The 23,093-nt window shown below is 64.8% G+C and carries 23 protein-coding genes; 17 read left to right on the top strand and 6 right to left on the bottom strand.

Annotated elements, in window-relative coordinates; genetic code table 11:
* Position 1: 1 nt before the first annotated feature.
* On the bottom strand, positions 2 to 1,501 hold the full coding sequence (locus RX329_RS25635) for a leucyl aminopeptidase (protein ID WP_085352926.1): 1,500 nt from the start codon (positions 1,499 to 1,501) through the stop codon (positions 2 to 4).
* Positions 1,502 to 1,841: 340 nt separating this feature from the next.
* On the opposite strand from RX329_RS25635, the gene lptF reads away from it, so the two are divergent.
* The 10 genes from lptF to RX329_RS25685 all read left to right on the top strand — a co-directional run bounded on the left by lptF (position 1,842) and on the right by RX329_RS25685 (position 12,175).
* On the top strand, positions 1,842 to 3,011 hold the full coding sequence (lptF, locus tag RX329_RS25640) for an LPS export ABC transporter permease LptF (protein ID WP_018459093.1): 1,170 nt from the start codon (positions 1,842 to 1,844) through the stop codon (positions 3,009 to 3,011).
* Positions 3,008 to 4,105, top strand: coding sequence for an LPS export ABC transporter permease LptG (gene lptG / locus RX329_RS25645; protein ID WP_018459094.1), 1,098 nt, complete (start codon positions 3,008 to 3,010; stop codon positions 4,103 to 4,105). The genes lptF and lptG overlap by 4 nt, the downstream gene beginning before the upstream one ends.
* Entirely contained in the window at positions 4,105 to 6,594 is a 2,490-nt protein-coding gene (locus tag RX329_RS25650; RefSeq protein WP_026233733.1) for an LPS-assembly protein LptD, read from the top strand. The genes lptG and RX329_RS25650 overlap by 1 nt, the downstream gene beginning before the upstream one ends.
* Before the next feature lie 69 nt (positions 6,595 to 6,663).
* Positions 6,664 to 7,590, top strand: coding sequence for a SurA N- domain family protein (locus RX329_RS25655; protein WP_026233734.1), 927 nt, complete (start codon positions 6,664 to 6,666; stop codon positions 7,588 to 7,590).
* Positions 7,590 to 8,606 carry a 4-hydroxythreonine-4-phosphate dehydrogenase PdxA gene (gene pdxA / locus RX329_RS25660; protein ID WP_085352922.1) on the top strand — a complete coding sequence of 339 codons (1,017 nt, stop codon included), beginning with the start codon at positions 7,590 to 7,592 and terminating at the stop codon, positions 8,604 to 8,606. The genes RX329_RS25655 and pdxA overlap by 1 nt, the downstream gene beginning before the upstream one ends.
* Positions 8,603 to 9,463, top strand: coding sequence for a 16S rRNA (adenine(1518)-N(6)/adenine(1519)-N(6))-dimethyltransferase RsmA (gene rsmA / locus RX329_RS25665; RefSeq protein ID WP_018459098.1), 861 nt, complete (start codon positions 8,603 to 8,605; stop codon positions 9,461 to 9,463). Before pdxA ends, rsmA begins: the two co-directional genes overlap by 4 nt.
* Before the next feature lie 16 nt (positions 9,464 to 9,479).
* A complete protein-coding gene (locus tag RX329_RS25670) occupies positions 9,480 to 10,538 on the top strand; it encodes an alcohol dehydrogenase (protein ID WP_018459099.1) in 1,059 nt (352 codons plus the stop codon).
* Positions 10,539 to 10,628: 90 nt separating this feature from the next.
* Entirely contained in the window at positions 10,629 to 10,790 is a 162-nt protein-coding gene (locus RX329_RS25675; protein WP_018459100.1) for a Flp family type IVb pilin, read from the top strand.
* 71 nt (positions 10,791 to 10,861) lie between these two features.
* On the top strand, positions 10,862 to 11,098 hold the full coding sequence (locus RX329_RS25680; RefSeq protein WP_018459101.1) for a hypothetical protein: 237 nt from the start codon (positions 10,862 to 10,864) through the stop codon (positions 11,096 to 11,098).
* A 360-nt stretch (positions 11,099 to 11,458) separates the two neighbouring features.
* Complete coding sequence (locus RX329_RS25685) at positions 11,459 to 12,175, top strand: Crp/Fnr family transcriptional regulator (RefSeq protein ID WP_085352920.1); 717 nt, start codon at positions 11,459 to 11,461, stop codon at positions 12,173 to 12,175.
* A gap of 9 nt (positions 12,176 to 12,184) precedes the next feature.
* Here the strand turns inward: RX329_RS25685 and RX329_RS25690 are convergent, their stop codons facing one another.
* Positions 12,185 to 12,922: a Crp/Fnr family transcriptional regulator gene (locus tag RX329_RS25690; protein WP_018459103.1), complete on the bottom strand. Its 738-nt coding sequence runs from the start codon at positions 12,920 to 12,922 to the stop codon at positions 12,185 to 12,187.
* 158 nt (positions 12,923 to 13,080) lie between these two features.
* Here RX329_RS25690 and RX329_RS25695 point away from each other — a divergent pair, with 158 nt between their 5' ends.
* Both RX329_RS25695 and RX329_RS25700 read left to right on the top strand, forming a co-directional pair.
* Positions 13,081 to 13,320, top strand: a complete 240-nt coding sequence (locus RX329_RS25695; RefSeq protein WP_018459104.1) for a hypothetical protein — start codon at positions 13,081 to 13,083, stop codon at positions 13,318 to 13,320.
* 17 nt (positions 13,321 to 13,337) lie between these two features.
* On the top strand, positions 13,338 to 14,039 hold the full coding sequence (locus RX329_RS25700; RefSeq protein WP_018459105.1) for a Crp/Fnr family transcriptional regulator: 702 nt from the start codon (positions 13,338 to 13,340) through the stop codon (positions 14,037 to 14,039).
* A gap of 63 nt (positions 14,040 to 14,102) precedes the next feature.
* Here the strand turns inward: RX329_RS25700 and RX329_RS25705 are convergent, their stop codons facing one another.
* Entirely contained in the window at positions 14,103 to 14,717 is a 615-nt protein-coding gene (locus RX329_RS25705) for a cupin (protein WP_085352918.1), read from the bottom strand.
* Positions 14,718 to 14,885: 168 nt separating this feature from the next.
* Positions 14,886 to 15,878 carry a LysR family transcriptional regulator gene (locus RX329_RS25710; protein ID WP_085352917.1) on the bottom strand — a complete coding sequence of 331 codons (993 nt, stop codon included), beginning with the start codon at positions 15,876 to 15,878 and terminating at the stop codon, positions 14,886 to 14,888.
* Between the two features lie 113 nt (positions 15,879 to 15,991).
* On the opposite strand from RX329_RS25710, the gene RX329_RS25715 reads away from it, so the two are divergent.
* The 5 genes from RX329_RS25715 (at position 15,992) to RX329_RS25735 (ending at position 21,601) form a co-directional block, all read left to right on the top strand.
* Complete coding sequence (locus tag RX329_RS25715) at positions 15,992 to 16,972, top strand: Bug family tripartite tricarboxylate transporter substrate binding protein (RefSeq protein ID WP_085352916.1); 981 nt, start codon at positions 15,992 to 15,994, stop codon at positions 16,970 to 16,972.
* The gene (locus RX329_RS25720) at positions 16,972 to 17,583 is read left to right on the top strand and encodes a protocatechuate 3,4-dioxygenase (RefSeq protein WP_085352915.1); all 612 of its coding nucleotides are present in this window, start codon (positions 16,972 to 16,974) and stop codon (positions 17,581 to 17,583) included. The genes RX329_RS25715 and RX329_RS25720 overlap by 1 nt, the downstream gene beginning before the upstream one ends.
* Positions 17,584 to 18,374: 791 nt before the next feature.
* Positions 18,375 to 19,721, top strand: a complete 1,347-nt coding sequence (locus RX329_RS25725; protein WP_085352914.1) for a caspase family protein — start codon at positions 18,375 to 18,377, stop codon at positions 19,719 to 19,721.
* Between the two features lie 28 nt (positions 19,722 to 19,749).
* Positions 19,750 to 20,238, top strand: a complete 489-nt coding sequence (locus tag RX329_RS25730; RefSeq protein ID WP_018459111.1) for a hypothetical protein — start codon at positions 19,750 to 19,752, stop codon at positions 20,236 to 20,238.
* Positions 20,239 to 20,389: 151 nt separating this feature from the next.
* Entirely contained in the window at positions 20,390 to 21,601 is a 1,212-nt protein-coding gene (locus tag RX329_RS25735) for a hypothetical protein (RefSeq protein ID WP_018459112.1), read from the top strand.
* On the opposite strand, the gene gmk is transcribed toward RX329_RS25735, so the two are convergent.
* Together gmk and RX329_RS25745 are read right to left on the bottom strand one after the other, a co-directional pair.
* Complete coding sequence (gene gmk, locus RX329_RS25740) at positions 21,534 to 22,193, bottom strand: guanylate kinase (RefSeq protein ID WP_085352913.1); 660 nt, start codon at positions 22,191 to 22,193, stop codon at positions 21,534 to 21,536. The genes RX329_RS25735 and gmk overlap by 68 nt on opposite strands.
* Before the next feature lie 3 nt (positions 22,194 to 22,196).
* Positions 22,197 to 23,084 (bottom strand): YicC/YloC family endoribonuclease, encoded by an 888-nt coding sequence (locus tag RX329_RS25745; RefSeq protein WP_018459114.1) that lies wholly within the window; start codon positions 23,082 to 23,084, stop codon positions 22,197 to 22,199.
* Between the last annotated feature and the right edge of the window lie 9 nt (positions 23,085 to 23,093).

Genomic DNA, 23,093 nt, shown 5'->3' on the forward strand with positions numbered 1-23,093 from the left:
GTCATTTGCGCTCGTAATGGTCGGCGACCAGACGGTCGAGCAAGCGAACTCCGTAACCGCTTCCCCAGCTCTGATTGATGTCGGTCTTCGGCGCGCCCATGGCGGTCCCAGCGATGTCTAGATGCGCCCAGGGCGTGCCGTCCACGAAGCGCTGGAGGAACTGTGCCGCGGTGATCGAGCCGCCATGGCGGCCGCCGGTGTTCTTCATGTCGGCGAACTGGGAATCGATCAGCTTGTCGTATTCGGGGCCAAGCGGCAGGCGCCAGACCTTCTCGCCGCTCTCGATGCCGGCCGCCAGCAGCCGCTCGGCAAGCTCGTCATTGTTGGAGAACATGCCGGCATGCTCGGTGCCGAGCGCGACCACGATGGCGCCGGTCAACGTCGCCAGATCCACCATGAATTTCGGCTTGGTTTTCTTGGCGACGTACCAGAGCACATCGGCAAGCACCAGGCGGCCTTCCGCGTCGGTGTTGATGATCTCGATGGTCTGGCCCGACATCGAGGTGACGATGTCGCCTGGGCGCTGCGCGTTGCCGTCCGGCATGTTCTCGACGAGGCCGATGGCGCCGACGACGTTGACCTTGGCCTTGCGTGCCGCGAGCGCATGCATCAGGCCGACGACGCAGGCAGCCCCTCCCATGTCGCCCTTCATGTCCTCCATGCTGCCGGCCGGCTTGATCGAAATGCCGCCGGTGTCGAAGCAGACGCCCTTGCCGACGAAGGCAACCGGCGCCTCACCTTTCTTGCCGCCGTCCCAACGCATGATCACGGTGCGGCTCGGCCGCGCCGAGCCCTGGCCGACGCCGAGCAGAGCGCCCATGCCGAGCTTGTCCATGGCCTTGACGTCGAGGACCTCGATCTTGACGCCGAGCTTGCGGAGCAGGCCTGCGCGGCGCGCGAACTCCTCGGGAAAAAGCACGTTCGGCGGCTCGTTGACGAGGTCGCGCGCAATGATCACGCCGTCCACGATCGCAGCCGCCGATGTAAACGCCTTCTTCGCGGCGACCACGTCGCCGACCGCAAACGAGACGTCGGCGCGCGTGCCGCCCTCCTCGCCATCCTTCTTCCTGGTCTTGTAACGGTCGAACTTGTAGGTGCGCAGCCGCAGGCCCGAGGCGATCGCGACCGCCTGCTCGCTGGTCATGGCGCCGTTTGGAAGTTCCGCCATGATAGTCATGGCCGCCGCCCCGGCCGGAAGCTTGCTCGCCGCCACGCCGCCGAATTTGAGGAAGTCGTTCGCCTTCAGACCGGTCGCCTTGCCGGCGCCGATCACGATCAGGCGGGTGGCCTTCACGCCTTCGGGCGCAAGGATGTCGAGCGCCGCGCCGCTTTTGCCCTTGAAGGCGGCGGCGGTGGCCGCCCGCTTCACGAGTTCGGTGGCCCCGCCGAGCGCCTTGGCGGTCGCCGGGCCGAGCTTCAGGCTGTCGTCGCAGAACACGACCATGATGCCACGGGCGGCGGCAGACAATGGAACGAAGCCGACCTTAATGGCATCGGACATGAGTAACTCCTCAAAAACATTGCGCTTTTTAACGATCGGCGGTCCCGGCCACGGGCCGGAGCTGAACGGCGATTCACTGAGCGTCCCGCACTATGGGCCACCGGCCCGGCAGATGCCAAGCACCCCCCGTGGCCGAGGGGCCACAACGAGGGAAATATTAACCATATATTGAGGGTGCCACGGGGCAGCCATTTTGTTGACGGATCAAAGGGATGGTACTGAGAGAGTAAGCCGGCGGATGAGATGGTTGGCCGACCTTGGGGATGCCCTTGCGGGGATTGGTTGGACAGCCGGAATTCCGGCCGGCATTGGGGACTTGGTGGGATTCGTGCGGTAGCGCATGGGGTCAATCGATAGGTATATCTTCCGCACGACGCTCGCGTCGTTTGCGCTGGTCCTGGTCAGCCTCACGGGCGTGATCTGGATTACGCAAGCGTTGCGCGGCATCGACCTGATGACGAGCCAGGGTCAGACCATCCTGACCTTCCTCGGGATCACCAGCCTCGTCGTGCCCGCGCTGGTCCTGATCATCTCGCCGATCGCGCTGATGATCGCGATCTCGCATACGCTGAACAAGCTCGCGACCGATTCCGAGATCATCGTGATGAATGCCGCCGGCTTCTCGCCATTCCGGCTGTTCTATCCGTTCTTCTACGCCACCTGCGTGGTGGCGCTGCTGGTCGCCTTCATCGCGGCCTATCTCGCTCCCGACGGCATGCGGCGGATCAAGCAGTGGGACGCCGAGATCACCGCCGACGTGCTCACCAACATCCTGCAGCCCGGCCGCTTCGCCCAGCTCGACAAGAACCTGACGATCCGGATTCGCGAACGCCAGCCCGGCGGCATCCTCGCCGGCATCTTCATCGACGACCGCCGCGATCCGAACGAGCGGGTCTCGATCGTCGCCGAGCACGGCGAAGTCGTGAAGAACGAGACCGGATCGTTCCTGGTGCTGGAGACTGGCAATCTCCAGCGTTTCGAGGCCGGCAAGCGCGATCCCGCGCTGGTGGCGTTCGGCCGCTACGGCTTCGACATGTCCAAGTTCTCGGGCCAGGGCCGCGACGTCACCCTCGGCATCCGCGAGCGTTATCTCTGGGAGTTGCTCTCGCCGTCCGAGGACGATCCCGTCTACAAGCAGATTCCCGGCCAGTTCCGCTCGGCCCTGCATGACAGCCTGCTGGCGCCGATCTATCCCTTCGCCTTTGCCGTGCTGACCTTTGCGTTTCTGGGTGCGCCTCGCACCACGCGCCAGAGCCGCAATTTCTCGATCGGCTCCTCGATCCTTGCCGTGTTCGGCCTGCGCATGGCCGGCTTCGCCTGCTCGGTGATGGCGGTGAAATCGCCGGGCGCGGTGCTGGTCCAATATGCCATGGTCATTGGTGCCATCGGCGTCGGGCTGGCGATCATCATTGGCGGCCTTGTGGTCGAACCGCCGCCGCGCCTCATGGAGGCCATCAACAGGTCGAACGCGCGCATCGCGCGGCTGTTCGGACGGCCGGCCACCGCATGAGCATGCTCACCAACACACTCGGGCGCTATTTCGCCGGCCGTTTCGTGGTCGCGGCGCTCGGCGTGTTCGCCGGCATTTTCCTGCTGCTGGTGCTGGTCGATTACATCGAGATGGTGCGCAAGACCTCAGGGCTCGCATCCGCCTCCGCAGTCATGGTGGCCGAGACCTCGCTGTTCCGCGTGCCGCAGCTTTTGGAGAAGCTGACGCCGTTCTGCATGCTGATCGGCGCCATGACCTGCTATCTCGCCCTCTCCCGCCGGCTCGAGCTCGTCGTCGCGCGCGCCGCCGGCGTCTCCGCATGGCAATTCATCTCGCCGGCGCTCGGCAGCGCGCTCCTGATCGGCGTGATCGCCACCGTCGCCTACAATCCGATGTCGGCCAATCTGCGCGAGCTGTCCAAGCGCATGGAAGCCGAGCTGTTCGGCTCGGCGCCCGGCGGCGGCATTCAGGACGCCTCCGGCTTCTGGCTCAACCAGAAGACCAGCGACGGCGAGACGATCATCAATGCGGCGCGCAGCGAGCAGCAGGGTATCCGGCTCACCGGACTCACGCTGTTCCGGTTTGACACAGAGCAGCACTTCAAGGAACGGGTCGAGGCGCGCGAGGCGACGCTCGAGGCCGGCCGTTGGCTGTTCAAGGGCGTCCGCCGCTTCTCGCTGGATTCGCCGCCGGTCGATCAGGCCAGCCTGGAGATTCCGACCACGCTGACCGAGGCCCAGGTCCGCAACAGCTTTTCCACACCCGAGACTGTGTCCTTTTGGCAACTACCGAGCTACATCCGCTCATCCGAAAGCTCGGGCTTCGCGACAGCCGGATACCGACTCCAGTATCAGAAGCTTCTGGCACAGCCGTTTTTGCTTGCAGCCATGGTGATGCTCGCGGCCTCCGTGTCGTTGCGCTTCTTCCGGATGGGCGGCGTGCAGAAGATGGTTTTGAGTGGCGTGGGCGCAGGCTTTCTGCTCTACGTTCTGTCGAAAGTGACTGAAGATTTGAGCAAGGCTGAGTTGATGCATCCGATCGCTGCGGCGTGGTTGCCCGTGGTGGTGGGCGGCCTCACCGGCTTTTTGGCCTTGCTGTATCAGGAGGACGGATAGTGACGGCCGTCCACCGAGGGCCCGTGTCTCGTTTGACGCGGCGCACATTGGTGCGCGCGAACGGGTGTGGCTTGTCCATTCGCAGATTCCTGCTTGCTGTCGCCGCCGTGGCATCGCTCGGTGGCGTGATGGACGTTGCCGCCGTGACGCCGGCATCCGCCCAGAGCTTCACCTACAATCCGCTGCCGCCGCGTGCGAAGCCGCCGAAGGCCGTCAACGACAACCAGATGCTGGTTCAGGCGACCGAGGTCGATTACGACTACAACAATTCGCGCGTCTCCGCGGTCGGTAACGTCCAGCTGTTCTACAACGGCACCAGCGTCGAGGCCGACAAGGTCATCTACGACCAGAAGACCAAGCGGCTCCATGCCGAAGGCAACATCCGTATGACGGATGCCGACGGCAAGATCACCTATGCCGAGATCCTGGACCTGTCCGACGACTACCGTGACGGCTTCGTCGATTCGCTGCGCGTTGATACGGCCGACCAGACCCGCATGGCGGCGAGCCGCTCCGATCGCTCCAGCGGCAACTACACGGTGTTCGAGAACGGCGTCTACACGGCTTGCGCGCCGTGCAAGGACGATCCGAAGAAGCCGCCGCTCTGGCAGGTCAAGGGTGCGCGCATCATCCACGACCAGCAGGAGAAGATGCTGTATTTCGAGACGGCGCAGCTCGAATTCTTCGGCGTGCCGATCGCCTATATGCCCTATTTCTCGACGCCCGACCCGACCGTGAAGCGCAAGACCGGCTTCCTGATGCCGGGCTTCACGTCGAATACGCCGTTCGGCTACGGCGTCGAGGTTCCGTTCTACTGGGCGATCGCGCCCGACATGGACGCCACCTTCAACCCGCGCATCACGTCCAGGCAGGGCGTGCTGTTCCAGGCCGAATTTCGCCAGCGCCTGATGGACGGCGCCTATCAGATCCGCGTCTACGGCATCGACCAGCTCGATCGGAGCGCGCTCGCTGGCCAGCCCGGCGACAAGCAGTTCCGCGGCGCCGTCGACACCAAGGGTCAGTTCGCGCTGAACGACAAATGGGTCTGGGGTTGGGACGGTGTCCTGATGTCCGACTATTATTTCTTCTCGGACTATCGGTTGTCGCAATATCGCGATCCGCTGGGCTCGTTCCTGTATCTGCCGACGGATGCACTCTCGCAGCTTTACCTGACCGGTGTCGGCAATCGCAGCTTCTTCGACGCGCGCACGATGTACTGGCTGAGTTACTCGGGCAACCAGAACCAGGTGCCGGTCGTCTACCCCGTGATCGACTACTCGAACGTGCTGAACTATCCAGTCTTCGGCGGCGAGTTCAGCTACAAGACCAATTTCGTGAACCTGTCGCGTGACACCGCGGTGTTCGATCCGATCACGACGCTCGCCAACACCAACAGCCTGTGCACGACGGTGTCGGCCGATCCGCTCGCGCGTACGCCGTCGCAGTGCCTGCTGCGCGGCTTCCCGGGTACCTACACCCGCCTGACGGCGGAAGCGCAGTGGCGCAAGTCCTTCACCGATCCGTTCGGTGAAATCTGGACGCCGTTCGCCATTCTCCGCGCCGACGCGATCAACTCCTCGGTCTCCAACCAGCCGGGCGTGTCGAACTATTTGCCCGTCGGCGATACCCAGGCGCTCCGCCTGATGCCGACCGTGGGCCTCGAATACCGCTACCCCTTCATCAACGTTCAGCCCTGGGGTTCGACCACCATCGAGCCGATCGCGCAGATCATCATCCGGCCGAACGAGACCTATGCCGGCAAGCTCCCCAACGAGGACGCGCAGAGCATGGTGTTCGACGCCTCGAACCTGTTCAGCGTCGACAAGTTCTCCGGCTACGACCGTGTCGAGGGCGGCGGCCGCGCCAATGTCGGCGTGCAGTCCACCACGCAGTTCGACAGGGGCGGAGCCATCAAGACGCTGTTCGGCCAGTCCTACCAGCTGTTCGGCATGAACTCCTTCGCGGTCCAGGACTCCATCAATACCGGCGTGGATTCCGGCCTGCAAAGGCCGCGCTCCGACTATGTGGCGAGCGCCGCCTATTCGCCCAACAGCACCTATACGTTCAGCGTTCGCTCGCGCATGGACGAGCAGACCTGGAACGTGCAGCGCTTCGAGGCGGAAGGCCGCGCCAACTTCAACCGCTGGTCAGTCAGCATGCTGTACGGCAATTACGCGGCGCAGCCGGAACTCGGCTATCTAACCCGCCGCGAGGGCATCCTGACGTCAGGCTCGATCAAGCTCGCGGCCAATTGGGTGGTCACGGGCTCGGCGCGCTGGGACCTTGAGGCCAACAAGATCAACCAGTATGTGCTCGGTGCCGGCTACGTCGACGATTGTTTTGTGCTCGGCTTGAACTATGTAACTGCGTATAGCTATTCCGCAGGCTCGACCCCGCCCGTGCTGAACCACGCGATCATGTTCCAGATCGGCCTGCGCACGCTGGCGAACACAGCGACCACCAGCAGTTCCGGCGGCGGACTCCAGTGAACGGTTTGAAGGTGCCGGCCGCGTGTTCCCGATCGCAGGTTCACCTCGGCTGACATGCGAGCGACAAATATGACGATCCCATTGCCTGTCTTCCGCCTCTTCCTCATCCTCGCCGCCCTGCTGCTGGCCGGCGCGCCGTTGCGTGCGCAGAACATCGTCTTGATGGTCAACGGCGATCCCATCACCGACTTCGACATCGAGCAGCGCTCCAAGCTCGACCAGCTGACGACGCAGAAGACACCGGCCCGCCAGGACGTCATCAACGAGCTGATCGACGACCGGGTGAAGATGAAGGAAGGCAAGAAATATGGTGTCGACCCCGGCGTCTCCGACATCAACCAGTCCTACGAGGGCATGGCGCAGCGCATGCGCATCTCGCCGGACCAGCTCACCAAGTCGCTCGAGGTCAAGGGCGTCCGCCCCGAAACCCTGAAGAGCCGCATGAAGGCCGAGATGGTCTGGACCAGCCTCGTGCGCGGCCGCTTCAAGGAGAAGCTGCTGGTCGGCGAGAAGGACGTCGCGCAGGCCGTGCAGGCCCAGACCGGCGACAAGCTGCAGATCGAGGGCACCGAATACAAGATGCAGCCGATCGTGCTGATCGTGCCACGGGGCTCGTCGCCGGCGTTCCTGGAGACACGGCATAAGGAAGCCGAGCAGTATCGCTCGCGCGTCGGAAGCTGCGAAGAAGCCAATTCGCTGTTCCGCTCCACGCCGAACGCCACCATCCGCGACGTCGTCACCAAGACCACCGCTGAATTACCCGAGGCGCTGCGTAAGGTGCTCGACGACACGCCGATCGGCCACCTGACCGCGCCCGAGACGACCAAGGCAGGCATCGAGATGGTGGTGCTGTGCTCGCGCAAGCCGACCATGATCGACACGCCGAAGAAGCGCGAGGTCCGCGAGAAGATGTATCAGGAGAAGTACGAGAAGACCCAGAAGACCTATCTCGAGGAGCTCCGCAAGGCGGCGATGATCGAGTATCGCAACCGCTGATGGCCAAGCAGCCTGCCAAGCCCCTCGCCCTGACGCTGGGAGAGCCTGCCGGCATCGGCCCCGACATCACCATCGCAGCCTGGCTCAAGCGCCGCGAACTGGACCTGCCCGCCTTCTATCTGCTCGGCGACGAGGCGCTGATCGCCCGCCGCGCCAAGGCGCTCGGCGCTGCCGTCAGGATCGCTTCGGTGACCACCGGCGAGGCCGAGGCCGCCTTCCCCGAGGCCCTGCCCGTGGTTGCGTCCGGCGAGCCCGCGAGCGCCGCGCCCGGCAAGCCCGACGCATCGAGCGCGCCGGCCGCGCTCGCCTCGATCCGCCAGGCGGTCACGGATGTCCGCGAGGGCCGCGCCGGCGCCGTTGTCACCAATCCGATTGCCAAGAGCGTGCTCTATCGTGCCGGCTTCCGCCATCCCGGCCATACCGAATTCCTCGCAGAGCTCGCCGCGGAAGACGGCCCCACGCCGCAGCCGGTGATGATGCTGTGGTCGCCGCGGCTCGCCGTAGTGCCCGTGACCATCCACGTCTCCTTGCGCGATGCACTGGCCCAGCTCACCAGCGAGCTGATCGTCTCGACCGTGCGCATCGTCGCGACCGAACTCAAATCCCGCTTCGGCATCGCGAATCCGCGCATCGCGATTTCCGGCCTCAATCCGCACGCGGGCGAGGACGGCTCGCTCGGCCACGAGGAGCAGACCGTGATCGCGCCGGCGATCAAGACGTTGCGGGGCGACGGTATCGAGGCGAAGGGACCGCTCCCCGCCGACACCATGTTCCACGAAGCCGCGCGAAACAGCTATGACTGCGCCGTCTGCATGTACCACGACCAGGCGCTGATCCCGATCAAGACTGTGGCCTTCGATGACGCGGTCAACGTCACGCTCGGACTGCCCTTCATCCGCACCTCGCCCGACCACGGCACCGCCTTCGACATCGCCGGCACCGGCAAGGCCAATCCGGCAAGCCTGATCGCTGCGTTGAGGCTTGCGAGCCGGATGGCGGCTGCGAAAACCCGATGAGCACGATCGATGACCTCCCGCCGCTTCGCGAGGTCATTCGCCAGCACGCCTTGTCGGCGCGCAAATCGCTCGGCCAGAACTTCCTCCTCGACCTCAATCTCACCGCGCGCATCGCGCGTGCGGCGGCTCCACTCGAGGATTCCACCATCATCGAGATCGGCCCCGGCCCGGGCGGGCTGACGCGCGCCCTGCTCGCGCTCGGCGCCAGACGCGTCATCGCCATCGAGCATGACGAGCGCGCGATCCCTGCCTTGCAGGATATTGCTGCGCGCTATCCCGGCCGTCTCGAGATCGTCCATGGCGACGCCATGACCTTCGACCCGCGCCCGCTGCTATCAGGCGAAAGAGCAAAAATCGTCGCCAACCTGCCCTACAACATCGCGACCCACCTCCTCGTCGGCTGGCTCACCACCGAACCCTGGCCGCCCTGGTACGAAATGATGGTCCTGATGTTCCAGCGCGAGGTCGGCGAGCGCATCGTGGCGCGCGAGGACGAAGAGGCCTTCGGCCGACTCGGCGTGCTCGCCAATTGGCGCTGCGAGACCAAGATCCTGTTCGACATCGCGCCGTCCGCCTTCGTGCCGCCGCCGAAGGTTACGTCTTCCGTTGTGCGACTGATCCCGCGCGAAACGCCTCTCGCCTGCGATCGCAAGCTGCTCGAACAGGTCGCGGCCGCCGCCTTCGGCCAGCGCCGCAAGATGCTGCGGCAAAGCCTGAAGGCGCTCGGCGCCGATCCCGCGCGGCTCGCCGCAGCTGCCGGCGTCGATGCGACGCGGCGCGCGGAGACCGTTCCGATTTCCGGCTTTGTTGCCATGGCCCGTGAATTGGCCAATATACGCAGCGAAACAGAGAGATAATTTCGGAGGAAGAAATATGGCGTTGATGCGTCGGCAGTCCCTCGTCAAGTTCGATGCGCCGCTGTGCGAGACCATCGTCGAGACGCCGAAGCCGCAAGGTCGAGAGGTGCTGGTGCGGATCGAGCGTTGCGGCCTCTGCCACTCCGATCTGCACATCCAGGACGGCTACGCCGATCTCGGCGGCGGCAAGAAGCTCGACACCACGCGCGGCATGACGCTGCCCTTCACGCTCGGCCACGAGATCGCGGGCGTGGTCGACGAAGTCGGCCCCGAGGTATTCGCCGGTCTCGTCGGCAGCAAGAAGGCGGTGTTTCCGTGGATCGGTTGCGGCCAGTGTCGCGACTGCGCCAATGGCGACGAGAATCTCTGCGCCAGACAGCGCTTTCTCGGCGTCTCCATCGACGGCGGCTTCGCTACCCACGTGCTGGTGCCCGACGCGAAATATCTGCTCGACTACGATCCCCTGCCCGTCAACCAGGCCGCGACGCTGATGTGCTCCGGCGTCACCGCCTACGGCGCGCTCAAGCGCCTGGTCGACCGGCCGCGCCAGCGCAACCTCCTGCTGATCGGCCTCGGCGGTGTCGGCATGATGGGCCTTTCCTTCGCGGCGGCCATGTTCAAGCAGCCGATCACGGTCGCCGACCTCAGCGGTGCCGCGCGCGAAACCGCGCTGAAGAACGGCGCGGCGGTGGCCTACGATCCGGCCGAGCCCGACGTGGTCAAGCGCATCCTCAAGGAAACCGATGGCGGCTTCGACGAGATCGTCGACTTCGCGGGCAACGAGAAGTCCATGGCTTTCGCGGTCGCCGTCGCCGCGCGCGGCGGCAAGATCGTGGTCTCCGGCCTGATGGGGGGGCAGTTCACGTTGCCGATGGTGCAATGGGTCTACAAGCGCATGACCATCGAGGGCTTCATGGTCGGCACACTCACCGAGGCTCACGAGCTGATGGCGCTCGCCCGCGCCGGCAAGATCAAGCCGACGCCGATGCGCGAGGAGCCGATGGCCGACGTCCAAACATGGATCGACGAGCTTCGCGCCGGCAAGGTCGTCGGCCGCATCGTGCTCAAGAACTAGAAACTGACGCAGACCCGTGTTCCAAATTGGGGAACCCGCTCTCTGCAGAATACGGTCCTCGCCAGCTCTCTTTTTGGATTTCTGGCAACCATGCAGACGATCCGCCGCTTCCTCGCCGACGAGTCCGGCGCCACAGCGATCGAGTACGGCCTGATCGCCGCCGGCATTGCGCTTGCGATCATCGCCGTCGTCAACAATCTCGGCGCGACGCTGAACAAGAAGTTCACCTCGATCGGCAGCTCGCTGAAGTAGCGGGCACGCGCGCCAATTCAAAGCATTCGTCTGTCCCGCGGAACGGCAACGGCCGCGCCGCGTTGGCAGCCATGTCCATTCGCTGCACCGTCGAGAACGCATTCTTCATCGCCTGGAGTTTCCTGGAGCAGAGCGGAGAGCTCGGCTCCCCGGACGAGACGGCGAACGTCCTGCTCGACGCCATTGAGGCCCAGCTCAGGACCGGCGAGCGCCGGCAACTGATGCTCGCCAACAGGGCGATCGATGCCTATCGCGCCCACGCGGAAAAAGGCCGGCCCGCGCACGATTGCGAAGCACGCTTCGGGTGACGAACTTCGGGTGATGAACATCCCGGCCGCCCTCGGGCCCGCCGGCCCGGCGGCGTTGAGGTATAGGCCGGCGGTCCGTCGGGCAGAGCGCACGGGCTGCGGCGCTCCGCGACGAGCGCGCTACGCTGGAGCCGCGCCCTGCTGTGTGCACTCCTGCACAGAGCTCGCAATGTTGAAGGCCGCTGGGTTCGGCTGCGCCATTGCCTCGTCCCATGCCTCGCCAAAACTTTCTGGAATTCCGCAAGCCGGAGGCCATTTTTCAACGGCTGAAAAACGCCTTGTGTGCACTTTGGAACCGTCGGCTCCGTCACGGAAACGTAGGGTTCTGGCCGGTGCCGATTCCCGGCCAGAGCAAGACATGTGACCGGTCGGCCCCAGAACGATCTTCTCCAGCAGCTCAGCCGCCCGGATTTCGAACTGCTCGCGCCGCACCTCCAGCCGGTCGAACTCGAGGCGAGCCACATCCTTTATCATGCCGGCGACGAGGTGGCGGCGGTCCATTTTCCCTGCCGTTCCACGCTCGTGTCGTTCGCCGTGCCGGTCGAGGACGATCGCGAGGTCGAAAGCCTGCTGGTCGGGCGCGAGGGCGCGGTGGGCATTGCCGCCGGCCGCAGCGCCTCGCTGGCCTATTCGCGCATCGTCGTGAAGCTGGGCGGCACCCTGCTGCGGCTGCCGCCGCGCGTGCTCGAGCAGGCCCAACAGAGGTCGGCCACGCTTCTGCAAATCTTCTCTCGCTACGCCGACTGCCAGTTCGCGCAGCTACTCCAGACCGCGGCCTGCAATGCCGCGCATTCGATCGAGCAGCGCGCCGCCAAGTGGATCATCTCCGCGCAGGAGCACGTCGGCGGCCCCGAGATCCCCCTCACCCATGAGCAGCTGGCCGGCATGCTCGGCGTGTCCCGCAGCTATGCCAGCCGCGTCATCCAGATGTTCAAGGCCAGGCGGATCCTCGCGACACGCCGCGGCGCCATCCTGATCCTAGATGCGCCGGCGCTCGAAGCCAGAGCCTGCTCCTGCAACGACTGGGTGAAGAAGCACTTTGACGAGGTGATGGGACGCACGGCCGCGGACGGTTAGCTTTAGGTCTCACGCATGCGGCGGCGATTGGCGCTTCAAGTGCAGATAGGTCGGACTGAAGCCTCCGAGCCGCTGCAATTCGCGCCATTTCATGACGATGAGCTCGCCGTCGTGCATGTCCATGGTCCCGCTCCGCCTGAGGTCGGCGAGCGTCCGGTTCACCGTCGCGATCGCCATACCCAAGGTCTCGCCGAGCTGCGCCAGGCTGAGCGGCAGGCGGCAGCGATTGCCGCGGACGAGCTGCGCTGCGCGGGCGCGGTAGAACAGCTCGCAGAACAGGTGTGCCATGCGCGCGTGCATCGGCCGGGCGCTGTTGTTGGTGATGGCCTCGCGAAAGATCGCGGCATCGAGCAGGGTCTCGCGCCAAACCGACAGCGCGAAGGTCGGTCGTCGCCGGAAGGCAATGAACAATTCGCGATGCGGGATGAAGGCCACCGAGGCAGGCCCGAGGGCGCAGAGGCCATGGTCCATCTGGTCGATGAACAAGCCCTGGGAGTCCGGCAGGTCGCCGGACAGATGGAACGCGAGGTATTGCCGCCGGCCGCTGTCGAGCAAATGGTAGCGCGCGATCATGCCGGAGACGACCAGCGCCGAATGCTCGGGTTCGTCGCCCTGACGGATGAAATCCTCGTTCGGCGCGAACTCGCGCTGCACAAAGGTCAGCCCGCGAATTTCGGCGACATCCTCCTGGGCGAGTGCGGTGTGCTCGCCCAAGTTCCGGATCAGCACGTCATGCGCTTTTTCCATAGGTCCCGCCAAAAATCCTGCCGGTTCGATCAAATGATACATCTGGCCCGTATCCAGCGGACTAGAACGCGGGTCGGAAGCACAGGTTGCTACCGGTCTGCGACATTACTTGGTCGCAGCCCACCGTCCCTCGATCGCTGACTGCGCCCGCCATTCGCATGAGCTCTACGACGATCCTGAAGCGCATTCGCCACCTGTTCGCATCGGAGTCGGGCGAGCACCTGGACAGTATCAGCGCTGCCTTCCAGCGAGGCACGCTGAAGGAGCCGGCGCGGCCGATGTCGGATCAGGAGCTTGCGCGCGCCATCCGCGAGTTCCAGGCGGTTCCCGTGTCCGATTGGACCATCGCGAAACTCTCACGATGCCTGCTCGAGCCGGCGATGCCGGGTGACGACTGAAACACCTCCTCCTCTCCATGCCGCACCCCAAGTTCATCGCACATCTCCAGGCGATTGAAGGCCTCTCCGACGACGAACGCCGCCAGATCGCGGCTCTGCCGTCCACGCTGCGCCAGGTCTCCGACGGCGAGACCCTGCTGCGCCAGGGTGAAGATACCTCTCGCTGCGTTTTCGTCGTCAGCGGCTTCCTCTATCAGGCGCGCATCGTCGGCGATCGCAGCCAGATCCTCGCCTTCCACGTTCCCGGCGACATGCCGTGCCTCCACACGCTGCTGGTCTCGCCGATGGATGCGGACCTCGTCGGTCTTGGCCCTTCCCTCGTCGGCTACGTCGCACACAGCCAACTCAAGCAGCTGCTCGACGGCTCCATTCACCTGACCCGCGCGTTCTGGCGCGAGACGCTGATCGATGCGGCGATCTCGCGACAATGGATCGCGCGCCTCGGCGCACAGGCGGCACTGCCCAAGGTGGCCCATCTGATCTGCGAGCTCGCCGCAAGGCTGGAGGTCGTGGGCCTCGTCAAGAACGGCCGCTTCCAGATGCCGATGACGCAGCGGCACGTCGCCGATGCCTGCGGACTGTCGATCGTCCACGTCAATCGCACCATCCAGGAGCTGAGAGGGCGCCGATTGATTGCCTGGGAGGGAAGCGAGATCGAGCTGTTGCAACCCGACGAGCTCCGCGCGCTCGCGGATTTCACGCCGGATTATCTGACCTGACAAAGACGGGCGGCGTTCCAACGAACGACATTCGAACCGGCACAGCAAAAGCGATCCCCCGCCTCACGATCGCGATGGCTTTATCCGCCATGATTTGAGCAACGGGCCGCCGGCACCCAGCACGGGATCGGTCTTCGGCTTGCGGACCTTGGCGACGCGTTTGCTGGCCTCAGGACGCTCTCGCGTGTCGGTGCACTCGTCATACGTCCCCTCCTGCGGATACGCTCCGACGACCAGGAAGTCCCGGCTGGACTCGATCAGCCGGTGTCCCGTGCCCGCGGGAAGGACCAGAACATCTCCGGCCTTCACGCTCAGGATTCGCCCCTTGATCCCGCCGCACTCGATCCTGGCCGTGCCGCGTGCCACGCCCATCACTTCGTGGATCTGCGAATGATAGTGGACAAAGTCATAAACCGTATCGCGCCAAGAGCGGCCCCAGCCGTGACGATCGAACAGCGTGTCGATGATGACCTCTGGAGCAAAACGCCGGGTCTTCAGGTTCACCGCACCGCGATAGAGCAAGACGGGAAAATGCGGGTTATTCGGCACGATGCCATCGTCGTCGAAACGGATGGCTGTCGGCTTCCGAGCCCGCACGAGCGCCCGCAGCGTTGCCGCGTCGGGGTGATCCTCAACGAACTTCTTGGCGAGATTTTTGATCTGGTCCTTGATCGGCATGGCGTCTCCTCAGCCGCAATTAAACGACGGCCGGAAGGATAAGTTTCCCGAGGTGATCCGGTTGGACCGCGCCATCTCCTCGGCGTCATTTCCGGCGAAGACAAGCATTCCAGAAATCGTTCCGCGGCAGCACTCCGGAATGCTCGCTGCGCTCGCCCGGCCACCGCCTTACCCCGGGGTAGCCGACGATGGCCGCGCAGGAGCGGAACGACGCGCGTTTCGCTTACCTGCGAGCGGCTTTGCGACCTCCCGGGCGCACTCGACGAGCAGCCGCTGAGCAGGGTTTGGCGTTCTGCCCTTCATCGCAATGATCCCGATCGGCCACATCTGAATAGGCATTTCCACCGGTAAAACCTTCATCGACAGCCGCTTCGCGCTGAAGTGCAACATCGATGCCGGAAGGAAACTCAGGAATCGTTCCGACGAGAGCAACGCCGACTGCATAAGGATCGAATACACGGTTACGCTGGCACGTGGCACCTCCAGCCCGGAGGCGTGAAATGCGTTGGCAATCCAGCCGCCCGGAAAGCTTTCGCGCGGCGGCAGGCACCAACGCTCGTTGACCAGCTCGTCGAGGCGGATCTTGCGCCGCCGCACCCACGGACTGTGCAAGCCTGCGACAACGACACCGCTTTCGTGCAACAGCACTTCGACATCGGTATCGGCAGCCGGTGTCGGGCTCGGCAGGCGCCCTATCATGAGGTCGATGTCGTGATTGCGCAGATGACGATCCTGAAGCTCCGGCGGTTCGCCCTCGATGATGTGAAGCGCGAGCCTCGGATATTGCCGGGATAGCCGGTCAATGATGGCGGGCAGTAGTCCGGCCATCACGGGCTCGGTGCTGCCAATGCGCAATTCACCCACCGCGGGATCAGCGAGCGATTGCAGCTCGTCGACGCCACTCCGCAAATCGTTGCACAAAGCAATGCTGCGCTTGAGCAAGGCCTTGCCGTAAAGCGTGGGCTCAACGCCGAGCCGGCTGCGCTCCAGAAGCGGAAGGCCGATCGTTTGCTCCAGGCTTGCGATCATCTTGGATATGACAGGCTGAGAAATTGCTAGGTGCTCGGCCGCCTTCGCCATGCTCCCGTATTCCACGACGGCGATAAACACGTTCAGTTGCCGCAGCTTGATCCGACGGCTGATCTGGGATGCATCGAGCATGCGACCCTTTCCGAAATGGAATAGAACTATCGAGAAATAGAACTTTTCTTATATAGGTCCGCGGGACAAGCTGCAATTCGCGTTACCCTCCACCGCCAAGGATTGGAGCAGCCATGTCGAACATTCACGTACCCCGTCGCACCTTCCTGCTCGGAAGCCTCGCGGGATTGGTGCTGCCCGGCAAGGTCGCCGCGCAGCCTTATCCGTCCAATCTCATACGTGTTGTCGTCCCTGCCGGCGCGGGGACACCGCCCGACATCATCAGCCGCATGATCGCCGACGAGCTCGCGGCCAATGAAGGCTGGCGACTTGTGGTGGAAGATCGCCCCGGTGCGCTGCAGACCATTGCCATGAACGACGTGAGCGGTCGTCCGGCGGACGGCTATACACTGCTGACCATGAGCCTTCCGATGACGGTCACCCCGGCCCTGCTTCCGAAGGCGGAGACACGGGCGGATGTGGATTTCGATCCGGTGATCAAGATATCGAAATCCTACACCGTGCTCGTTACAACGCCTTCCTTGCCGGTCGACTCGTTAGCCGGTCTGGTGGCGTTGCTCAAGAGCAAGCCGGGGAAGCTCAACTTCTCTTCCGCGGGCTTCGGCACCCCCTCGCACCTGATCGGCGAAATGTTTGCATTGCAGGCGGGCGTGCGCGCCACCCACGTGCCCTACCAGCAGTTTTCCCAAGCAATCACCGATCTGATCAGCGGCAACGTCCAATATATGTTTGTCACCACGCTTCCGGTTATTGACCTCATTGCGACCGGCAAGTTGCGAGCGCTTGCCGTCACCGCCCCCACCAGGATTGCTGCCCTGGGAGACATTCCCACTGTGATCGAGGCAGGCTTTCCCGATCTGGTGACAGCCGATTGGATCGGCTTTGCAGCGAAGCGTGGAACGGCTGCGGAAGTAACGTCGCAGCTCAACAAGGCAATTAACAAGGTACTTCTCGAGCCGAAGATCCGCGCTTCGCTCGACAAGATAGGAGCCGTAGCCGTGGGTGGCACCGCCGCAGAATTTGGTGAGGGAATCCGGAGTGACATCGCCCACTGGGGCAAGGTCGTCAAGGATGCGGATATCAAGCTGCCTTGATGAGCCAGACCCCATCCAAAGCCCAGACGAGTGGCCGCGATGCAGCAGCATTGGCGATCACGCCGCCGCAGATTGTCGGCCCGTTCTACCCGGTCTCGGAGCACCCCGATCTGGCAACCGATCTGGCGCGTCCAAGCGGCAGCACCGCTGAGGCGCTGGGCCAGCTCATCCATCTCAGCGGACGCGTGCTCACGCGTTCGGGAGCGCCGGTGCCGCATGCACGCATTGACATCTGGCAAGCCAACGCGGCGGGGAAATATCGTCATCCGAGTGATATCAATCCGGCGCCGCTCGATCCCAATTTCAAAGGCTTCGCGCGTCTCACAACGGATGCGGCCGGGCACTACAGCTTTCGTACCGTCAAACCGGGCCGCTATCCGACAGCAGAGGGCGAGGTCAGGCCGCCGCACATTCATCTCACCGTTGAGGGGCGGTTCGATTGCCTGGTGACCCAGTTGTATTTCGCTGGCGAAGAAGAAAACGTGACCGACCGCTGGCTCAATGCGGCCCCGCATCCGGAAAGGTTAATCGTTACTCTGAAAAATTCGCCATCACGCCTTGAGAGGCATGCGTTGATCGCGCATTTCGACATTGTTCTTGCCAGCGGATGACAAGCGTTTCAGGTGGCTCCAAGCCCGATTTGGGTCGTTCGCCACCGGCGCTGACGCGTCGGGCAAAACACCCCCGTCAAGGCCTCCGCGCAAAAATATTTCGCTTTTCCGAATTTCGGATTTGTGGCATACGCCCGTCATCCTGGCCCTGCCAAAGGGGCGTTCGCGACCGTCACGACATGCGGGCCGGGTGGCGGTGGACGCGGCAGCGACGGCGCGGGCGGCGTGACGACAGGGCGGGCAACCGTGAGTCCTCGCGCGACGCGTACGACACGGCGCTGGAGAGCGGGCTTGTCGGTCATCGGGGGTGAGCACACGCAAGCCCTCGATGATTTCGGCCGGACCGTCCGCGGATGGAGAAGTCGTGTGGTCCTGACGCCCGGGGTCTGTGCGTCAAGCCTCGCGGTGATGTGGCGGCCCGACCGGGCGCGCGCATCATCGATCGGCCAGGCGACGGGGGCAATAGTGCATCGCTCCCCGGGGAGAGCACGAAGGACACCGTTAAAACCATCCGCGCAGGGAAGGCCGGGCGATCGGCCACCCTATCGGTCCACCCCGTGTGCATTCCTGTAGCGCACGGACCAACGGGTGCCGCCGGCGCCCGACCTTCCCTGCGCCCTTTGGCCTCCAGTTGGGCGATGAACGGCAGCAAGGTTCGGGCAGAATCTGCCGCGGGAACGCGCAAGCGTGCGCCCTCCCCGGCGCGACCGGCCAACGCTGTACACACTGTCGCACCGCTTTTCGCCCGCGCCTCGAGCTGGTAGAATGGCGATATTGTTTGGGGAATTTTGATGCGCGCGAGGATTTTCAATCGCGTCCCGGGGCTGGCGATGCTGGTCGCAGCCCTGCTCGTCGTCGCAACGCACCCGGCATCGGCCGAGAAGCGCATCGCGCTCGTGGTCGGCAACTCCGCCTACAAGAACATCACGCCGCTCGACAATCCATCCAAGGACGCGAGCCTGATGGCGGACACGCTTGGCCTGCTCGGCTTTTCGCTGGTCGGAGGCCGCGCCCAGCTCGATCTTGACAAGGGCGCGATGGATCTGGCGGTGCAGAGCTTTGGCCGGCAGGTGCAGGGCGCCGACGTCGCGCTGTTCTATTATGCCGGCCACGGCGTGCAGGTCTCGGGCGCCAACTATCTCGTGCCGGTCGGCGCCAATCCGACCCGCGAGGCCGACGTCGACTTCCAGATGACCGATGTCAACCTCGTGCTGCGCCAGATGCAGGGATCGGGCACGCGCCTCAACCTCGTGATCCTGGACGCCTGCCGCAACAACCCCTTCGGCTCACGCGGCCTGCGCGCCTCCGATGGCGGCCTCGCGCAGATGCGCGCGCCCGAGGGCACGCTGATCTCCTACGCAACCCAACCCGGCAACGTCGCCCAGGACGGCAGCGACGGCCACAGCCCCTACACCAAGGCCTTGGCCGCGACGGTCCGGACCGCGGGCCTCGACGTGTTCCAGACCTTCAACCAGGTCGGCCTCGCGGTGAAGCGCGCCACGTCCGGCGCGCAGCAGCCCTGGGTGTCGTCCTCGCCGATCGACGGCACCTTCTATTTCGTCGCCCCCACGCAAACCGCGCCGCCGCAGGTCGCAGCGATGCAGCCCGATCCGCCGCCGGCGGATCGGCTGCGCGCCGATCCGGACCGCGTCCCCTTGCGCGATGCCGCCCTGCTGAGCGAACTCAGCGAGCGGCTCTACGAGCTCAATTTCGATCCTGACAGCCCTGATGGACTGACCCGCGCGATCACGAAACTCCAGCAGCGGATTTCCATGGCGCCGACGGGCGAAGCCACCGAAGGCCTGCTGTTGCGGATGCGCAAGATGGAGGACCTGAAGCCATGGGGCTCGATCGTCTACGGCCCCGACGGCAGCAAATGGGGCATCTCCTGGAACCACGCCTCGCGGCGCGCGGCGGTGGCGGATGCGCGCGGCAATTGCGCCGGCGCCAAATGTCCGATCGAGCTGTCTTTCTATGGCAACCGCTGCGGCGCGTTCGCGATCTCCGACAAATCCTGGTCGCTGGTCCAGCGCGACAGCGTGCAGCGCGCGAAAGATGCCGCGCTTGACGAATGCGGCAAGGCTGGCAAAGCTTGCCGCATTATCGGTTCCGTCTGTGCCGACGGCTCCGGCCGCTGATACGATTTTTCATTCTGGATTTTTACTCATGCGCGCCATCATCCCTGCGATTGCCCTGACCGTCTTCCTGTCCGCCGTCGGCGCTCCACCGTCCGCCGTTGCGCAGTCCGGCAGCGCCGGCGGCTCGATCGGCAATGACGAGAAATCGCTGTCCGGCTCGCGGTCGGATCGTTCCGCCGAGCCGGCGCCCTCGGCGCGCCGCAGCAAGCCCGCCGAGGAGCCGCGCAGCTCCTCGCGACGCGGTGGTGGAGGCGGTGGCGTGAGTTTCGACGGCGCCTGGATGGTCGTCAGCGTCGGCTGCGGCGGCACCACGTCCGGCGCGGTCGTGGTCTCCTCGGGCAAGGTCATAGGCCAAGGCGTCACGGGTACCGTCAGCGCGAGCGGCGCGGTCAGCACGTTCGGTCAAGGTGATGGCGTGACCTTTACCGGCTCGGGCCGCCTCGCTGCCCGCAGCGGCTCCGGTTCCTTCCGCCGCTCGGACGGCTGCGGCGGAACCTGGACTTCGACCAAGCAATAGCAGCGAAAAAGTCTGGTTTCGCGGGGGGAACGAACGCCGCGCAAGCCCGATTCAGGCCACATCCTCTCCGGATTTGCGGCTCATTGCCACCCAAGTCTTTGACGACAAAGGGAAGGTAACGAGTTGCGTCATGCGTAATCGGGAGACCAGGATGGGCAACCGCACCGCAAAATTCTTATCTGCCCTCGTAGGCAGCATCATTGCCGGCGCGCCACTTGCCGCCGTGTCGCAGAATGCATCGACGCCACCGAGCACGGCAAATGCCGCGAGCGACTGCCTTGGCTCGCCAAAGGGCGCCGCGCCGCAGGGCCAGCATTGGCATTATCGCCTCGAGCGCGCGACCAAGCGGCAGTGCTGGTATCTGCGCGCCGAAGGCGGCAAGGCCACCCAAACCGCACAGACTGCGCCCGATACGCCTGCAGCGGATTCAGCCGTGCCGCAGCAGCACTCGGTCGAGGACGCGCGCGCCGAATATCTGACGCCGCAGAGCATCGCCGCCGTGAAGACGCCTGCACAGGCGGGACCGGCGCCGACGCAGCAAGCTGCGAACCCCTCCGCTGACGCCAACGCACAGCAGCCCGCCGTCGCCGGGCGCTGGCCCGACGCCTCCACGGCGTCCGCCGCGCCCACAGAGCAGCCGTCGCCTGCACCTGTCGCGGCCGCCGCGCAGCCGACCGCGAAGCCGGCGAAGTCCCCTGCTCCGATGGCTCTGGCCGCGGCAGACAGCACCGCCGACAAGCAGACCGGCTCGCTCCAGATGCTGCTGCTCGTGATCGGCGGCGCGCTGGCGCTTGCCGGCATCCTCGCCAGCGTCATCTACCGCTTCGCCGGTGGACGCATGCGCGTCCAGGCCGCCGACCAGCGCCGCGTCAACTGGGACAATTTTGAGCCGCACGATCACGACGATGGCCGTGCACCCTGGCTCAACGCTGCGCCCGCCGGCGCGCCGCACGCTCGGCAGCCCCGCCCGGTGGATTTCGATGCCCTGCGTCCGCAGTCAACCCAGCTCAAGACCGCGCAGCTCGCCGCGATCGATCGCGAGATCGATGTGATCGACGAGCTCGCCCCGCAAGCGCAAGACCAAGTCCACGTCGAGGCCGCAGAGCTCGACGAGGCCGATATCTTCAACGGAGAATTCCAGATCGAGGCCGCACCGCAGCTCGCGGCCAACGACGTGAATGACGAAGAGCCGGCCGGCCATGACGACGCGGGAGTCGAGAACGCCATCGACATCGACGTGATCACGACGATGCTGGAACGGTTGGCGAAGGACGGGCCGCGGCTGACGCAGCCTACTAGCCTTGAAGTTGACCTTGCAGACCTCGCACGAAGCCCACGAGGCCGGTCTGCCGCTCGCGCTTGAGGCGTTCGGCCTTCAGGATCGACTGCACCTCGGCGAAGGCCTCGTCAACGTCGTGGTTGATGACGATGTAGTCGTACTCGGCCCAGTGGCTCATCTCGTGGCTGGCGCGGCTCATGCGCTTGCGGATCACCTCGTCGGAATCCTGCGCGCGCGAATGCAGCCGCTTCTCGAGATCGGCAGCCGAGGGCGGCAGGATGAACACGCTGACGACGTCGGCGCGCGCCTTCTCTCGGAGCTGCTGCGTGCCCTGCCAGTCGATGTCGAACAGCACGTCCTGCCCGGCTGACAGCGCCGCCTCGACCGGCGCACGCGGCGTGCCGTAACTGTTGTCGAACACGGTCGCCCATTCCAGCAGCTGGTCGGCTCTCACCATCGCGCCGAAGGTAGCCTTGTCGACGAACGAATAATCCCTGCCGTCGACCTCGCCCGGCCGCATCGCCCGCGTGGTCGCCGACACCGACATTCGAAGGCCGGGCATACGGTCGATCAACATGCGCGACAGCGTCGTCTTGCCCGCGCCCGACGGCGAGGACAGCACGAACATCAATCCGCGCCGCTCGACACCATCAGTTCCGTGACCGCCAATCGTCATCGATCACTCCAGATTCTGGACCTGCTCGCGGAACTGCTCGACCACGTTCTTCATGGCGAGCCCCGTATTGGTCAGCTCGATGTCGTTCGACTTCGAGCAGCAGGTGTTGACTTCGCGGTGAAACTCCTGCGCCAGGAAGTCGAGCTTGCGCCCGACCGGGCCGCCCTTGCCGATCAGCTCGCGCGCCTGCGCGATGTGCGAGGCGATCCGATCGAGCTCCTCGCGGATGTCGGCCCTGGTCGCAATCAGGATCGCTTCCTGCATCAGGCGGTCGGAATCAAAACGGTCGGAGGTGTCGAGGAGGCTCGCGATCTGCTCGGCGAGCCTGGCCTTGACCGCCTCGGGCTTGCGACCGGGCGCGGCCTCCGCCTTCTTCGCCAGCTGCTCGACCTCGTCGACGCGCTGGATCAGGATCTGCCCGAGCGAGGTCCCCTCACGCTTGCGCATCTCGACGAGTTCGGCGAGCGCCTTGTCGAAGGCATCCGCGGCGGCGGCGCGCGCGGCCTTGTCCTCCTCCTCGTCGCCCTCGGGCTCGGCGACCTCAATGACCCCCTTGATGGCCAAAAGCCCGTCGACGCTCGGCGCGACCGCATCGACCTTGCCGGCGATCACGGCGGCGGCCTTGAGGACGGCGTTGAGCACGTCCTCGTTGACGCGGACGCTGGTGGCTGCATTGGCCCGCTTGACGGTCAGATTGGCGTAGACGGTGCCTCGTGAGAGCAGCTCGGCGGCGCGCTTCTTGGCATGAGCCTCAAGCTCGTCGAACCCCTGCGGCAGCCGCACCCGCAAGTCAAAGCCCTTGGCATTGACCGACTTCAATTCCCATTCGAACGTATACGGCCCACTCGCGCCGTGGCTTCGGGCAAAGCCGGTCATGGACGACAACGCCATCAGGTCAAT

This window comes from Bradyrhizobium sp. BWC-3-1 (assembly GCF_032917965.1).
GTDB classification, from domain to species: Bacteria; Pseudomonadota; Alphaproteobacteria; order Rhizobiales; family Xanthobacteraceae; genus Bradyrhizobium; species Bradyrhizobium canariense_D.